Raw genomic sequence first — 15,347 nt, 5'->3', positions numbered from 1 at the left:
AAGCCTCTTTTATTGTTTTAAATTTCATCAATAAAAAAGCTCCGGATTAAAATCCGGAGCATCAATTTAATCACTCATTACACAATCTGGAAATTAGAATTTCCATCCTAATGTAATAAAGAAGTTGTTAAAAGTATTTTTCACTTCAGATACTGCATAGCTTTCATTCGCTACATCAAAATCTGAAGAAGCATATCCTGTAGAATAGTAAGAACTTCCCGGGATTACTTTACCATATAGGAATGGGTTGTTATATTTTGAACTTACATTTTGGTAAGAAGCATCAATATAAAAAGCACCAAAATCATATCCTAAACCAGCTCCGAAAGTATTTCTTTCACCCAATGTCCAGTTATTGTAACTTGTATTACCTGCCACACCTGCATTAGAATAAGCACTCACTGTACCTGAATCGAAAGGACTTGAAGCATAAGAATAACCTCCTCTTAATCTAAAAGACTTAATTCTGTATTCCGCTCCCACTCTTACTTCTGAAAGATTTTTGTAGTTATCGGTAAAGAAATTATTAAGTTCTTTATCTGCATCTATTTCCTCCTTATACTTAGGCTTTGTAATTCCTAATGTATAATCTACGTTAAAAGAAAGGTTTTTACTCGGAACATAAGCACCACTCACGGTTGCTTTCATAGGGCTTCTGAAGTTTACTGTTTCACTGTAGGCTCCAGATCCCATGTATCCCTGATTATCAAGAGCGTATTCTGTATACACTCTGTCCATTCTCCACCATGTAGGCGTTTCAATGGTAGCTCCCAACCTCAATTCCTTACTTACTTTTCCAATTACCCCGAATGAAGCTGAAAAACCATTTGATTTCTCAGTATAAGGCGTATACTGTTTATTATAATTGGAAACTGAATTATCCAGATCCAGACCAAAAGCTGCAGTATCCCATTGCTCAACATCTGCATAATGGAAATTAAGACCGGCACCAAAGTATAAATAATTTTCATAGTTTGCACCTACCCCGATATTCATTTTAGACTTTGTCCCGTATCTGTTATAGGCATGTCCCAAATAAGTCAGATTCCCTACGACAGGATTGTTATTGGAATCAACAAGATCTTTTTTAATTACAATATTTGAATTTCCCGGAGTTTCAACATAATTTTCAATAGATTGATTAGAGAAATTAACCCCAACGTTTACAAATTTCCAGCCACTTTCTGTCATAAGCTGAAACGCTGCTACACCACCTACATTTCCGATATCTACCTTATTGATATTATAATCTATTGAAGAACCTGCCAATGAGCTCCTGTTTTTGTTATTGCTGATAGAAAGTGTCGCAGAAACATCTCCCGAAATAGCCACCCCAAGACCTGCAGGGTTTGTAAGCAAAGAACTTGCATCCCCTCCTAAAGCTCCGTTAGAGCCTGCCATTGCGTTAAATTTTGAAGAACCAAACATCGTAGTATTAGAATATACATCGATAGAGTTCCTTAAGATCGAAATATCCTGAGCCTGCGCAAAAAATGCTGCAGAAATACTCATTACTATTAAAGATTTTTTTAACATTATTTTTTAAATAGTTATTAATTTATTATCTACCTCCTCTGAAGCCGCCGCCTCCACCGCCGGATCTGAAACCACCGCCTGAAGATCCGCCAGATCTGAAGCCGCCTCCACCAGAGTTATTGAAACTTCCGCCGTTATTTCTGAAGCCTCCGTCATTCATTCTTGGCTGAGACTGTTGAGGATAGTTGTTATAGTTTGGTCTTGGCTGTGAGTTCTGATTACGGAATCCGCCCTGATTTCTAAATCCGCTGTTATTATTTCCGTTTCTGAAACCTCCGGTATTACCATTGTTATACCCTCTGAAACCTCCTGTATTTGAGTTTCTAAAGCCGCTGTTATTGGAATTAACATTGTTTCTGAAACCTCCGGAATTTACACCATTTTTATTACCGAATCCTCCATTGTAGCTGTTATATAATCTTCCATCTGCTCCTCTTCTTTTATAAGGTACTGCGTAGTAATTACCCCAGTATCCGCCGTTCCAGCCCCAATATGGACTTCCGTAATAACCTCCCCAGTAAGGATTATAATAACCTCCCCAGTACGGGTATCCCCAAGAGTTCCATCCGTTCCAGCCCCAAGAGCTTCCCCAACCCCAAGAAAGGCCAAAATTCCAGCCCCAGCCGCCATTCATACCCCAATATGGGCTATACCAACCACCCCATCCCCAAGGATATCCCCATCCCCAGGAATTATCGTAGTAGTTCGTTTGAGAACCAGCAAAATTTCCCCAATCGGAGTCTGTTGCATTGTTATTCGTATTCCAGTTATAATCATTCCAAGAATCATACTTTCCTTCTTTGGAATTTGCTTCTGCATTTTGGATGATATTGGAACCTTCATTGTAATCGTAGTATTCACCTACTCTGTTACCGCCATCATTTATAATCACTCCTTCTGGTAGTGTATCTTTATTAGGATCATAGTAAACCCCATCTGTCTCGCTGTAGCCACCCATCTGAGCACCACAGGACACGAGTAATAATCCGCCTGCTATTGCTAAAACGCCTTTTGATTTTAACATACCAAGCAAATTTTTATGTATATTTCTTTTCATGATAACGTAAAAATTTTTAATTTAAATTATATTTGCAATCTGTACTAAAAATGTACCAAACCCATGTACAAATATCTATCAAAAATAGATTTTTATTTTTAGATAACAATAATAAAAAAAAGTTAAAAAAATCAAAAAAAATAATGGCAAAATTAACCTCAAGAAGCGAAGATTACAGCAAATGGTATAATGAGTTGGTGGTGAAAGCTGACTTAGCTGAAAACTCAGGAGTAAGAGGTTGCATGGTAATAAAACCATATGGCTATGCAATCTGGGAAAAAATGCGTGATGAAATGGATAAAAAATTCAAAGAAACAGGTCACGTAAATGCTTATTTTCCGCTTTTTGTGCCCAAGAGCTTATTTGAGGCTGAAGAAAAAAATGCTGAAGGTTTTGCCAAAGAATGTGCGGTAGTTACCCATTACAGATTAAAAACTGACCCGGATAACCCTTCAAAACTAATTGTAGACCCGGATGCGAAACTGGAAGAAGAACTGATCGTTCGGCCAACTTCTGAAGCAATCATCTGGAACACTTATAAAAACTGGATTCAGTCTTACAGAGATTTACCGATATTAATTAACCAATGGGCAAACGTTGTTCGTTGGGAAATGAGAACACGTCTTTTTTTAAGAACCGCAGAGTTCTTATGGCAGGAAGGTCACACTGCTCATGCTACTAAAGAAGAAGCGGTGGAAGAAGCAGAAAAAATGAATAAAGTATACGCAGATTTTGCAGAGAACTTTATGGCAATTCCTGTAATTCAGGGATTAAAAACACCTTCTGAAAGATTTGCCGGAGCCGATGAAACCTATTGTATCGAAGCATTAATGCAGGACGGAAAAGCTTTACAGGCCGGAACTTCTCACTTCCTTGGACAGAATTTTGCAAAAGCATTTGACGTAAAATTCACTAACAAAGAAGGAAAGATCGAACACGCTTGGGCTACATCCTGGGGAACTTCAACCCGTTTGATGGGCGCTTTAATCATGACCCACTCTGATGATTTCGGATTGGTACTGCCTCCAACTTTAGCTCCGATTCAAGTAGTAATTGTTCCGATCTTTAAAGGAGAAGAGCAATTGGAGCAAATCAGTGAAGTAGCGTTAGATATTCAGGCTAAACTACGAGCAAAAGGAATTTCTGTAAAATTCGACAACGATACTCAAAACAAACCAGGATGGAAGTTTGCAGAATATGAGTTGAAAGGTGTTCCTGTAAGAATTGCAATGGGACCAAGAGATTTGGAAAACAGATCTGTAGAAATTGCAAGAAGAGATAATTTGACAAAAGAAGTTCGTTCTATTGACGGATTAGATTCTTACATCGAAGAACTACTGAAAACGATTCAGCAGGATATTTACAATAAGGCATTTGAATTCAGAAAAAATAACATCACTAAAGTTGATACTTATGAAGAATTCAAGAAAGTTCTTGAAGAAAAAGGAGGGTTTATCTATGCACATTGGGATGGAACTGCTGAAGAAGAAGAACAAATCAAAGACGAAACGAAAGCTACTATCAGATGTATTCCTTTAGATGATGATGTTGAAGAAGGAGTTTCTTTAGTCTCTGGAAAACCATCTAAAAGACGAGTTTTATTCGCCAAAGCCTATTAAAAATTAATCCAATAAATTTAACAAATCTTTAAAAATCTTACGGTTTTTAAAGATTTTTTTTTGATTTCACCATTTAAAGATATTTTTTTATAAATTTATAACACATTAATCTCAAAATAATTTATTATGTCTTTAAATGTCATTGATTTAATTAAAGGACAATTAGGTCCTGCCTTAGTATCACAGGCTGCTGCGCAGTTTGGAGAAAGTGAATCAGGTATTTCAAAAGCAATTGGAGGTTTACTACCTGCCGTAGTGGGTGGACTGGCAAACAATTCGGATAATCCCGGGGTTCTAGATGCAATTACCAATGCCTCATCAAGCGGAATTTTGGGAAATTTATTAGGGGATTCTTCTAATAATTCTGTTATTTCAAATCTTATATCTACTATTTTTGGTGATAAATTAAGCGGATTAGTTAATTCAATAGCTACTTTTGCAGGGATCAGCAATAATTCCTCAAGCTCACTACTAAATTTAGTAACAGGAGCAACCGTAGGTTCTATCGGAAAATATGCAGCAGATAATAATTTAGACCAATCAGGAATTTCAAGTTTATTAAATGACCAGAAAGGAATCGTTTCTTCACTTTTACCTGCAGGTTTGTCCTTAGCTTCATTAAATATAGGAGATTGGGCAAAAGGATATAAGTTTGACAATGACAATGATGCTATTAAAACGCCTGTTGCAGAAGAACCTAAAGTAGATGTTACCAGAAGTACAGCACCTACCGAAACTTACACTCAGGGAAATAACGAAGGTGGAGGATCTATCTGGAAATGGCTTCTTCCTCTTTTATTGTTAATTGCGGCAGGATATTTCATCTGGAAACAGTGTGAAAAGAAAAACACAACGACTACGACATCAACAGCAGACTCCACAAACGTAACTACTGACAGTACAGCTACTGTTACCTCTTCAGATACTACCGTAACAACGGTTACAAAAGTAGATGAAAACATTGATCTGAACGGAACAGCACTAAAAGGTTATAAAGGAGGAATGGAAGACCAGATGATTTCCTTCCTGAAATCTGATGGCTATAAAAATGCTGCTAACGATGATGCACTGAAAGATAAATGGTATGATTTTGACCATGTAAACTTTAAAATAGGAAGTGCCGATCAGCTGGAAGCAGGTTCAGAAGGACAGCTTCAAAACCTTGTGGCTATTTTAAAGGCTTTCCCAGATGCAAAAATCAAAATCGGAGGCTATACTGATAAAACCGGTGATGAAGCTAAAAATTTGAAACTATCTGCCGACAGAGCTAATTTTATTAAAACTTGGTTGGGTAAACAAGGAGTCGGAGCTCAGGTAATCGCTGCAGACGGATACGGAAGTAAGTTTGCAACCGTAAATGCAAGCGCTTCTAATGAAGCCAGAGCTGTAGACAGAAAAATGGCAGTAAGATTCGCAAAATAAAATCATTAGACTCATAAAAAATAAAATCCCAAAAGTTATTTTTGGGATTTTTTCATGTTCTTAAATTTGTCATTTTGATATATTTAATTAAATTTGTTAGTCATTTCTAACATTTTATGAATTTTAATTTAAAAAGCGCCTGGCGAAAAGATAAAACCTCACATTCTTTATCAGAAGTATATTCTTCTGTCAAAATCCCTAAAAATGCCAGTTTTTGGAGAAAGTATCTTGCCTTTGCAGGGCCTGGTTTAATGGTCGCTGTAGGATATATGGATCCGGGAAACTGGGCAACCGATATTGCAGGAGGAGCACAATTTGGCTATACCCTGCTTTCAGTTATTCTGATCTCAAATATTTTTGCAATGGTTCTACAGCATTTATCTGTAAAGCTGGGTGTGGTAGCCGAAAGAGATTTGGCTCAGGCTTGTCGAGACCATTTCAGTCCAACAACAAACTTTATTCTCTGGATTCTTTGTGAAATTGCTATTGCAGCCTGTGATCTTGCTGAAGTAATCGGTTCTGCCATTGCTTTAAACTTACTATTCGGAATTCCTTTAACATGGGGAATTGTGATTACTACGGTCGATGTTCTGCTTATTCTTTTGCTTCAGTCAAAGGGATTCAGATGGATCGAAAGTATTGTGGGAGGATTAATCTTCATTATTCTGGCTTGTTTTGTCTATGAATTAGTGATTTCACAACCCGCAATCAATGAAGTTTTAGGAGGTATGATTCCGAAAGCTGAAATTATTCAAAACCCGGCAATGCTCTATATTGCCATCGGAATTTTAGGAGCTACTGTAATGCCCCACAATTTATATCTGCATAGCAGCATTGTTCAGACAAGAGATTATGACCGTACAAGGGAAGGAAAAAAAGAAGCAATAAAATTTGCAACGTTAGACAGTACCGTTTCTTTAATGCTTGCTTTTTTCATCAATGGAGCCATTCTAATCTTGGCTGCGGCAACATTCCATATCACAGGAAACAAACACGTTGCAGACATCCATGATGCCTATAAAATGCTAACTCCGATTTTAGGAGCTTCTATGGCGAGTATTGCCTTTGCCATTGCATTACTGGCTTCGGGGCAAAACTCAACGCTTACAGGTACTCTTGCCGGGCAAATCGTAATGGAAGGCTTTTTAAATATCAGACTGAAGCCATGGTTGAGACGCTTAATAACAAGATTAATTGCCGTAATACCGGCTCTGATTGTTACCATATTGTATGGAGAAAAAGGAACCACAGAATTATTGGTTTTAAGCCAGGTAATTTTATCTATGCAATTAAGCTTTGCTGTTGTTCCATTGGTGATGTTCACAAGTGATAAAGCCAAAATGGGAGAATTTGTGAATAAACCTTTTATGAAAATAAGTGTCTGGATCATTTCCTTTATCATTATTATTTTAAATCTTTATCTTTTATATCAAACATTTTTTGGAGAATAGCTTGAATCGTTTATTGTGAAATTTACCATTGTTTATACTATTTTTTTCTGACTAAATGTCACGCTTTTTCCTTTGGCAGAATCTTTGTGAATACATAGGAAAATAAAGATTGAATTATGGAAAACCAGGATATTAACGAAGAAAGCATCAATAATCAAGAAGATATGAAGATTCAGAACGAAGCAACATCTGAAGACAATGTGACAGCTCAACCTACTGCAGAAGAACTTTTGGCAGTAGAAAAAGACCGTTACATCAGATTGTATGCTGAATTTGAAAATTATAAAAAAAGAACCAGCAAAGAAAAAATGGAATTCTTCCAGTATGCCAATCAGGATATGATGGTTTCTATGCTTGGTGTTTTAGATGACTTCGAAAGAGCGATTAAAGAGATTGCTAAAAACGGAAATCCTGCCGATCTACAAGGCGTTGAATTAATTTACAATAAATTCAAAAATAAACTGATTGAAAAAGGGTTAAAAACGATGGAAGTAAAAGCAGGAGACAGCTTTAATGTAGATTTCCATGAAGCAATTACTCAGATCCCAGCTCCGTCAGAAGATTTGAAAGGAAAAATCGTAGACGTAATCGAAACAGGATATACTTTAAATGATAAAGTAATCCGTTTTGCAAAAGTAGTAACAGGAAATTAAAATATAAAGCAATAAGTAATGGGTAATAAGCAATTTTGAATATTACCCATTTCTCATTCTAATTACTTATATAAAGATGTCAAAAAGAGATTATTACGAGGTTCTTGAGATCAGCAAATCTGCATCGGCCGACGAAATAAAGAAAGCATACCGTAAAATGGCTATCAAATTTCACCCAGATAAAAATCCGGGTGATAAGCAAGCTGAAGAAAAGTTTAAAGAAGCTGCAGAGGCTTATGAAGTTCTGAGCGACGAACAAAAACGTGCAAGATACGATCAGTTCGGCCACGCAGGAATGGGCGGAAACGGCGGCTTTGGCGGTGGCGGTTTCGGCGGCGGAATGAATATGGAAGATATTTTCAGCCAGTTTGGAGATATTTTCGGTGGCGGATTCGGTGGTTTTGGTGGCGGCGGTGGTCGTCAGCAAGTGAAAGGTTCTAATTTAAGAATCAGAATCAAGCTGAATCTTGAAGAAATGGTAAACGGAACACAAAAAACCATTAAAGTGAAAAAAATGAAGCTGGCAGAAGGTGCCACTTCAAAAACCTGCCCTACTTGTGGTGGTTCCGGAGTTCAGATGAAAGTGATGAATACCATGTTCGGACAAATGCAGACTCAGACAACTTGTGGAACTTGTCAGGGAATTGGTAAAGTTGCCGATAAAATTCCGGCAGGAGCCAATGCACAAGGTTTGGTAAAAGACGAAGAAGAAATCACCATCAATATTCCTGCAGGAGCAAGAGACGGAATCCAATTAAATGTAAGAGGAAAAGGTAATGACGCTCCGTTTGGAGGAATTCCTGGAGATTTATTGGTAATCGTTGAGGAAGAAGTCGATAAAGTAATCAAAAGAGAAGGTGATAATCTTCACCAGGAATTATATGTTTCTTTTGCAGAAGCAGCTTTAGGAACTAAAAAAGAGGTTCCAACCGTTGGCGGAAAGGTTAAAATTACAGTAGATCCAGGAACTCAGTCCGGAAAAATCTTAAGATTGGCAGGAAAAGGACTTCCGAGCATCGACAGCTATGGAAAAGGTGATATGTTCATCCACATTAATGTATGGACTCCACAAAAATTAACGAAAGAACAAAAAGAGTTTTTCGAAAATCAGATGAACAGCGGAGAAATGGTTGCAGAACCATCCGGAAAAGAAAAAACGTTCTTTGATAAAGTAAAAGATCTATTCAACTAATCATAATAAAAGAGGCTTAAATTAAGCCTCTTTTTTATTACAAAAACTTTTTAGATGATTAAAAAATACAGATCGGGGCTTCAATTCTTGAAGCCCCGATCTGTTCTATTATTTATCAAATCTCTATTTTCTTTTAACTAAAGAAACAGCTCCTTTTCCTATTGTGAAAAGCGCAACTGCAAGAAGTCCTCCAGAAAGTCCCAGGATAACTTCTTTTACAATTTTAAGAACTTCGTTTGCAGACCAGGACTCTAAAAAATGGTGAAGAAATTCTACTCTGTGAGCAAAAATTCCTCCGGCTACCATAATTAATGCAATCGTACCGATTACTCCCAAAGCTTTAATCACAATTGGTAAAGCTTTTACCAACAAATGCCCCAGTTTCCCAAAGAAACCTTTATCATTACTTTTTTTGATTAATTTAAATCCCGCATCATCCATTCTCACAATCAAAGCTACGATGCCGTAAACCCCTACCGTTGCAATAAATGCAACCAAACTCGTTACCAAAATCTGGGTAATAAAAGGATGACTTTCTTCTAATACCGTTCCCAAAGCAATAATCACAATCTCAATCGATAAAATAAAGTCTGTGGTAATGGCAGATTTTACTTTTGTTTTTTCTATTTCCTCATCACTTTTATCATCTTCGACAATTTCCTCCACTACTTCATGGCCTTTTTTATCACGATGAAAAAGAAATTCTATAATTTTTTCAACTCCTTCAAAAGCCAGATACAGTCCTCCTAAAATTAATATATAATTAATCGCCGGAGCATATAGCCAGTTGAGTAAAAATACAATTGGCAGAATGATCAATTTATTAATGAATGATCCTTTCGTGATTGCCCACAATACAGGTAATTCCCTTGAAGACAGAAATCCCGTAGCCTTTTCAGCATTTACAGCCAAATCGTCCCCCAAGATTCCTGCGGTTTTTTGGGTTGCTATTTTACTTGTAACCGCTACATCATCCATCAAAGCCGCGATATCATCCAAAATCGCAAAAAAACCAGATGCCATAAAATTTTAATATTTTTTTAATAATTGTTAAGGAGCAAAAATAACTATTTAATTCGATTTATTTTATGATTATGAAAGGTTTTAAACAACTTTTACATTAATAAAAAAGAGCTGCTTCATCAAGACAAGAGTTTTAAAATGCAGACCCATTCACAAAAAACTAAATATCGCCGATCAGATATATTAAGATGACCGTAATAAATAGTATTGAGAATTTGTATATTCGTTGTAACCATTCACAAAATTAATGATGAGATCCATTCAGTTACTATTAATTCTATCTTTTACTATCTTTTATTCTCAAAATAAGCAGTTTATTTACGAATATAAATTCATACCGGATTCTACGGAAAGAAACAGTTTTAAAACAGAACTTATGATTTTGGAAATTAATTCAAAAAAATCAGAATTCTATGGGCTTGAAAAGTTTAAATCTGACTCAACTTTACTTGCAGACAGTAAAAAAGGGGTTCTCAGCATGCCTCCAAACAAAAAAATGATTAATGACAGAGTAATCAAATTCCCCATTCAAATACCATTAATTATATAAAAACCTTTGATGAAAAGTATTTTGTGGATCAGAAAGTGATACTCAACTGGAAATTACAGAATGATTTTAAAACGATTATGAATTACAAAGTCCAGAAAGCAACCACAGAGTTCGCTGGCAGAAAATGGACGGCTTGGTTTACAACAAGTATTCCTTTTCAGGATGGTCATTATAAATTTTTTGGACTTCCCGGATTAATTCTGGAAATTGAAGACAGTATGAATAGTCATCATTTTACCATTAAAGGTGTAAAAGATTCCTCAGAAGAATTTATCTATCCTGATTTGAATAATTATAAGGAAATAAAAATTAAATATCCGCAATACGTCAAATTTTTTAGAGCTTACAGGGCGAATCCGACGACATATCTTATTGGCAAAATTCCAGATTTTACAGATTCTGAAGGAAATCATATAAGTGGGCAACAGAAAGTGAAAGAAATAGAAAAAATGAGACTGGAAAAGTTTAAAAAGGATAATAATATTCTTGAGATTGATTTACTAAAAAAATAATAAACGAACAAATCGGGATCATCATTCAACAATGGTAAAAATCATCTCTTAAAATGTGTGTTTAGCTATTATTTTCTGTATTTTTATTTTATGAAAAAGCTGATTCTTCAATACCATTACTTTGTTTTAGGATTAATTGGCTTTGCTCTAAGTTCATGCAATACACGAAAATTCAAAGTCTGGGTGGGAACCAATAATGAACAGAAAATCTATAACTTAAAATACGGGGAACATCAACGCCAGAAAATGGATGTTTTCCTGCCTTCCGGTTATTCTGAAAATTCTCCCGTCGTGTTGATCGTTCACGGCGGAGCCTGGACTTTAGGAAAGAAAGAACATATGATCCAGATTCAGAAAATGCTTTTTAAGAATAACATTCCGAGCATCAATATGAATTACAGGCTGGTTTCAAAATCAAAAAAAATTACTTACAGAGAACAGCTGGAAGATATTGGTTTGGTAATTACAAAATTTAATTCTTTGGCTCAAAAAGCAGAACTTCAACCTAACAATTATATTCTTTTGGGTGAAAGCGCAGGAGGACATTTAGCTTTATTGTATGGCTATCAAAATCCCGATCAGATTAAAAAGATTATTTCTTTAAGCGGTCCTACAGATTTTTATTCACCGGAATATTTGCATTCCTTTTATTCAAAATATTCTTCTCCGACGATTCAAAAAATGGTGGGAACAAAATTTCATCGTGAAAATCTATCCGAAGAGTTTAAAAAAGCAAGCCCGATTGCCAATATCTCAAACGTTCCTACTCTGCTTTTTCAGGGAAATCAGGATTTTTTAGTAAACCAGAAACAAGGACTAGCTTTAGATTCTGCTTTAACCGCTCAAAATATTCCCCATAAATTTGTATTCATGAAAAATACAGGGCATGCTCCAAGATTTTTCAGTAAGACGAAAAGAGACAGTATCATTTATCCCAACATTCTGGAATGGATTAGAGAATAATTTTTTTGTCATTCTGACACAGCCTGAAGGGATGCGAATATAGTTCAAAGAATCTGTTTTATTTTAATGATGAAAAAAATTTCCTATTTAGATTCTTCAATCCGCTCCGCTATTTTCAGAATGACAGCGTACTCAAGTTAAAATGTGTCGTTTTGAGAAAGTCTTATAGTCAAAAAAAGCCCGTAAAAAACGGGCTTATGTATATCTTTAATTAATTTCTATTTAACGTCTTCGTCAAAATCATGGTTTTCATATTTTGAAAAGTCTTCTTTCTTCCCGAACAGGAACTTAATAATAACCGGTACTGTTGTTATCAGAACAATAACAATAATGATCAGTTCCAGTTTCTTTTTAAGATCAATTCCAAACTGATCCATAAAGAGCTTATCCAGATAATGTCCTGCAAAGATCAACAGGAAAGACCATAAAACGGCTCCAATAATATTATCTCTGAGGAATGCTTTTTTATCCATCTTCACAATTCCTGCAATGATCGGAGTAAAAGTTCTTACCACGGGTAAAAATCTCGCCATGATAATGGCTAAAGCTCCATTTTTTTCGAAAAATTCATGAGCCTGGTACAAATGTTTTTTCTTAAAAAGCATGGTATCTTGCTTCTTGTACAAGGCAGGTCCTGTTTTACGTCCGAAATAGTATCCGATTTCGTTACCAATAATTGCTGCAAGGGCAACTGCCGATGCTAAAATAGTTGTATCTAAAAAATCACTTCCTGTAGAACCAAAGGTTTCCGAAATAATTTTTACAGCATAAATTCCCGATACAAAAAGCAGAGAGTCACCCGGAAGGAAAAATCCTATGAATAATCCGGTTTCTGCAAAAATAATGAACAAAATAAGCCAAAATCCCCCATTATTTATATAAAACTCCGGGTTTAATAAATCCTTCCAACTATTGAAATCTTCCATAACTATTGATGAATAACAAAAATAAGCTTAATAAAGTTCAAAAGGAAATATATTAGCATATTTTAACGAAAATTCAGATATGATTTTTACAGGTCCAGATCATCTTCCGAAACTGCCGTGCCATCGGCCATCAGAAATGCTTTCAGGAATGGGGTAAGATTTCCGTTCATTACAGAATCTACATCCGAAGTTTCATAGCCGGAACGTACATCTTTTACCAGTTTATAAGGATGCATAACGTAGTTTCTGATCTGGCTTCCCCACTCGATCTTCATTTTGTTGGCTTCAATCTCGTTACGGGCTTTCATACGCTCTTCCAATTCCATTTCGTATAGCCTTGAACGGAGCAACTGCATTGCTTTTTCTTTATTTTGCAACTGTGAACGGGATTCTGAGTTCTCAATAATAATTCCTGTAGGGGCATGACGAAGACGAACAGCGGTTTCCACCTTGTTAACGTTCTGTCCTCCTGCTCCGGAAGACCTCATCGTTTCAAATGAAATATCTGCAGGATTAATATTAATTTCAATAGTATCATCTACCAAAGGATAAACATATACGGAAACAAAGCTGGTATGACGTTTTGCATTAGAATCGAAAGGGGAAATTCTTACCAATCGGTGAACTCCGTTTTCTCCTCTCAGATAACCGAAAGCAAATTCTCCTTCAATTTCCAGCGTTACGGTTTTGACTCCGGCAACATCTCCTTCCTGGAAGTTCAGTTCACGGATTTTATATCCTTGTTTTTCTGCCCACATGGTATACATTCTCATCAGCATAGAAGCCCAGTCACAACTTTCTGTTCCACCCGCTCCTGCTGTGATCTGAAGTACTGCAGAAAGCTCATCTCCTTCATTGGAAAGCATATTTTTGAATTCCAGGTCCTCCACTTTCTCTACCAACTGAGGAAAAGCTTCATCCAGTTCTTTTTCAGAGTCCGGGTCTTCTTTAGCAAAGTCCATTAAAACCTGTAGATCTTCGAACTGAGTATTGATCTCATCATAAGCTTCCACCCATTTTTTCTTGGAACGAAGCTGTTTTAAAAATGCCTCAGCCGTTTTCGGATTATCCCAAAATTCCGGTGCAGCAGTTTTCTCATCATCATTGGCAATTTCTATCTTCTTTTTATCGATCTGAAGATATTTATGTAAATCTTCAATCCTGGATTGAATTTCTTTTATCTGGTCGTTGTTAATCACGATTGTTTATTTTTTGCAAAAATAAGCATATTTGTTTTAAGGCAACAGATATTATAAATACTGATTTAATGAATTACAGAAGTTAGATCCTTCAATCTAAATCAAATCATTTCAGCAACGATCTCTCCAATTTTCGGAGCCAGTGCTACTCCCATTCCGGAAAGTCTCACCGCACAGAATTGTCTCTCAGAAGCCTGTTTTACGATAGGTGTTTTTTCTGAACCTATTGCCATAATTCCGGACCAGCGCATCGAAATTTCAACATCCTGATTAGGTATGATGACTTCTTTCAAAAAGCTCTCCAGATGGTTTTGCAGAAATTCTGTAGTTTCAAAAGCAGTGGTTTCTTCCGTTTTAAAATCCTGATTTCTTCCGCCTCCTAATAAAATTCTGTTTCCGAGATTCCTGAAATAATAAAAGCCTTCATCATAATGAAAAGTACCTTTTAACCGTAAATTTTCAATCGGTTCGGTTAGAATAATCTGTCCGCGAGCCGGGATAATTTCTTCGTCTTCTAAAAATTGGGAAGCAAAAGCATTGGTACAATGAATCAGCTGATCAGCTATAATCGAAATATCTTCGGATAGCTGAACTTCAATTTCATTTGTCTGCTCAGAAATATTTTTCACTTCTTTTCCGAAGAGAAATTCCACTTTTAATTCATGGCATTTTTCTATTAATTTCTGTAATAATTTTCCTGAATGCAAACTTCCTTCACATGGATTTTCAATTAAATATTCAAATTTTCCGAGTCCAAATTCTTTAATTCTGCTTTGATTCAAAAAGTAAGTGTCTTCAATTCCTGTAATTGATTTCAGCTTTTTATTAACCTCATCAATTCTCTGTAAAGGCTCATCATGATTAAGAATTTCGAAACCTCCATTTAATTCAAAGTCGATTTCCGAGTTTTTAAAATAGGCCTGAATCTTCTTCAATCCATCAAACCTCATCTTTACAAGATCGAGTGTTTTTTCCCAACCCATTTTTTCAGAATCGGCAATCACTTCGGTCAGACTTCCAAAACAGGCAAAACCTGCATTTCTTGTTGAAGCTCCTAACGGAACGGAATTTCTTTCAATAATCAGAACCGATTTTTCAGGGTATTTTTCTTTGATCGAAATTGCAGTCCATAATCCTGTAAAACCAGCTCCGATAATGATGATATCCCGTTTCCTGTAAAAGGTTTCAAGTTCCCAAACACTGATCATGAGTAATGAATAATTGGTAATGAGTAATATTTTTGT

The 15,347-nt window shown here is 36.0% G+C and carries 14 protein-coding genes; 8 read left to right on the top strand and 6 right to left on the bottom strand.

All coding sequences use genetic code 11. The annotated features are described in order from the left end of the window. Positions 1-93: 93 nt before the first annotated feature. A complete protein-coding gene (locus tag MKS83_RS21350; protein ID WP_240581254.1) occupies positions 94-1,512 on the bottom strand; it encodes an OmpP1/FadL family transporter in 1,419 nt (472 codons plus the stop codon). Positions 1,513-1,561: 49 nt separating this feature from the next. After that, positions 1,562-2,560: a prolyl-tRNA synthetase gene (locus tag MKS83_RS21345; protein ID WP_240581253.1), complete on the bottom strand. Its 999-nt coding sequence runs from the start codon at positions 2,558-2,560 to the stop codon at positions 1,562-1,564. A gap of 176 nt (positions 2,561-2,736) precedes the next feature. Between MKS83_RS21345 and proS the strand changes: the two genes are divergently transcribed. From proS to dnaJ, 5 genes are all read left to right on the top strand, one after another. Next, entirely contained in the window at positions 2,737-4,212 is a 1,476-nt protein-coding gene (gene proS / locus MKS83_RS21340; protein WP_100376932.1) for a proline--tRNA ligase, read from the top strand. Between the two features lie 126 nt (positions 4,213-4,338). Next, on the top strand, positions 4,339-5,634 hold the full coding sequence (locus MKS83_RS21335) for an OmpA family protein (RefSeq protein ID WP_240581252.1): 1,296 nt from the start codon (positions 4,339-4,341) through the stop codon (positions 5,632-5,634). A 116-nt stretch (positions 5,635-5,750) separates the two neighbouring features. Continuing rightward, a complete protein-coding gene (locus MKS83_RS21330) occupies positions 5,751-7,085 on the top strand; it encodes an Nramp family divalent metal transporter (protein ID WP_240581251.1) in 1,335 nt (444 codons plus the stop codon). Positions 7,086-7,198: 113 nt separating this feature from the next. After that, positions 7,199-7,738, top strand: a complete 540-nt coding sequence (locus MKS83_RS21325) for a nucleotide exchange factor GrpE (RefSeq protein ID WP_410679627.1) — start codon at positions 7,199-7,201, stop codon at positions 7,736-7,738. Between the two features lie 76 nt (positions 7,739-7,814). Then, positions 7,815-8,930, top strand: a complete 1,116-nt coding sequence (gene dnaJ, locus MKS83_RS21320; RefSeq protein ID WP_100374898.1) for a molecular chaperone DnaJ — start codon at positions 7,815-7,817, stop codon at positions 8,928-8,930. Positions 8,931-9,053: 123 nt separating this feature from the next. On the opposite strand, the gene MKS83_RS21315 is transcribed toward dnaJ, so the two are convergent. After that, the gene (locus MKS83_RS21315) at positions 9,054-9,953 is read right to left on the bottom strand and encodes a DUF808 domain-containing protein (protein WP_240581249.1); all 900 of its coding nucleotides are present in this window, start codon (positions 9,951-9,953) and stop codon (positions 9,054-9,056) included. A gap of 376 nt (positions 9,954-10,329) precedes the next feature. Here MKS83_RS21315 and MKS83_RS21310 point away from each other — a divergent pair, with 376 nt between their 5' ends. The 3 genes from MKS83_RS21310 (at position 10,330) to MKS83_RS21300 (ending at position 11,978) form a co-directional block, all read left to right on the top strand. Next, positions 10,330-10,503 (top strand): hypothetical protein, encoded by a 174-nt coding sequence (locus MKS83_RS21310; protein WP_240581248.1) that lies wholly within the window; start codon positions 10,330-10,332, stop codon positions 10,501-10,503. Between the two features lie 23 nt (positions 10,504-10,526). Further along, entirely contained in the window at positions 10,527-11,015 is a 489-nt protein-coding gene (locus MKS83_RS21305; protein WP_240581247.1) for a GLPGLI family protein, read from the top strand. 90 nt (positions 11,016-11,105) lie between these two features. Further along, positions 11,106-11,978 (top strand): alpha/beta hydrolase, encoded by an 873-nt coding sequence (locus MKS83_RS21300; protein WP_240581246.1) that lies wholly within the window; start codon positions 11,106-11,108, stop codon positions 11,976-11,978. Positions 11,979-12,196: 218 nt separating this feature from the next. Here the strand turns inward: MKS83_RS21300 and MKS83_RS21295 are convergent, their stop codons facing one another. From MKS83_RS21295 to MKS83_RS21285, 3 genes are all read right to left on the bottom strand, one after another. Further along, entirely contained in the window at positions 12,197-12,904 is a 708-nt protein-coding gene (locus tag MKS83_RS21295; RefSeq protein WP_240581245.1) for a DedA family protein, read from the bottom strand. An 86-nt stretch (positions 12,905-12,990) separates the two neighbouring features. Continuing rightward, positions 12,991-14,103, bottom strand: coding sequence for a peptide chain release factor 2 (gene prfB / locus MKS83_RS21290; protein ID WP_100374893.1), 1,113 nt, complete (start codon positions 14,101-14,103; stop codon positions 12,991-12,993). A 101-nt stretch (positions 14,104-14,204) separates the two neighbouring features. Then, positions 14,205-15,311, bottom strand: a complete 1,107-nt coding sequence (locus MKS83_RS21285) for an NAD(P)/FAD-dependent oxidoreductase (protein ID WP_240581244.1) — start codon at positions 15,309-15,311, stop codon at positions 14,205-14,207. Positions 15,312-15,347 lie beyond the last annotated feature (36 nt).

Source organism: Chryseobacterium sp. Y16C (assembly GCF_022488405.1).
In the GTDB taxonomy this organism is placed as follows: Bacteria; Bacteroidota; Bacteroidia; order Flavobacteriales; family Weeksellaceae; genus Chryseobacterium; species Chryseobacterium geocarposphaerae.
This window is presented reverse-complemented; position numbering and strand designations above follow the sequence as displayed.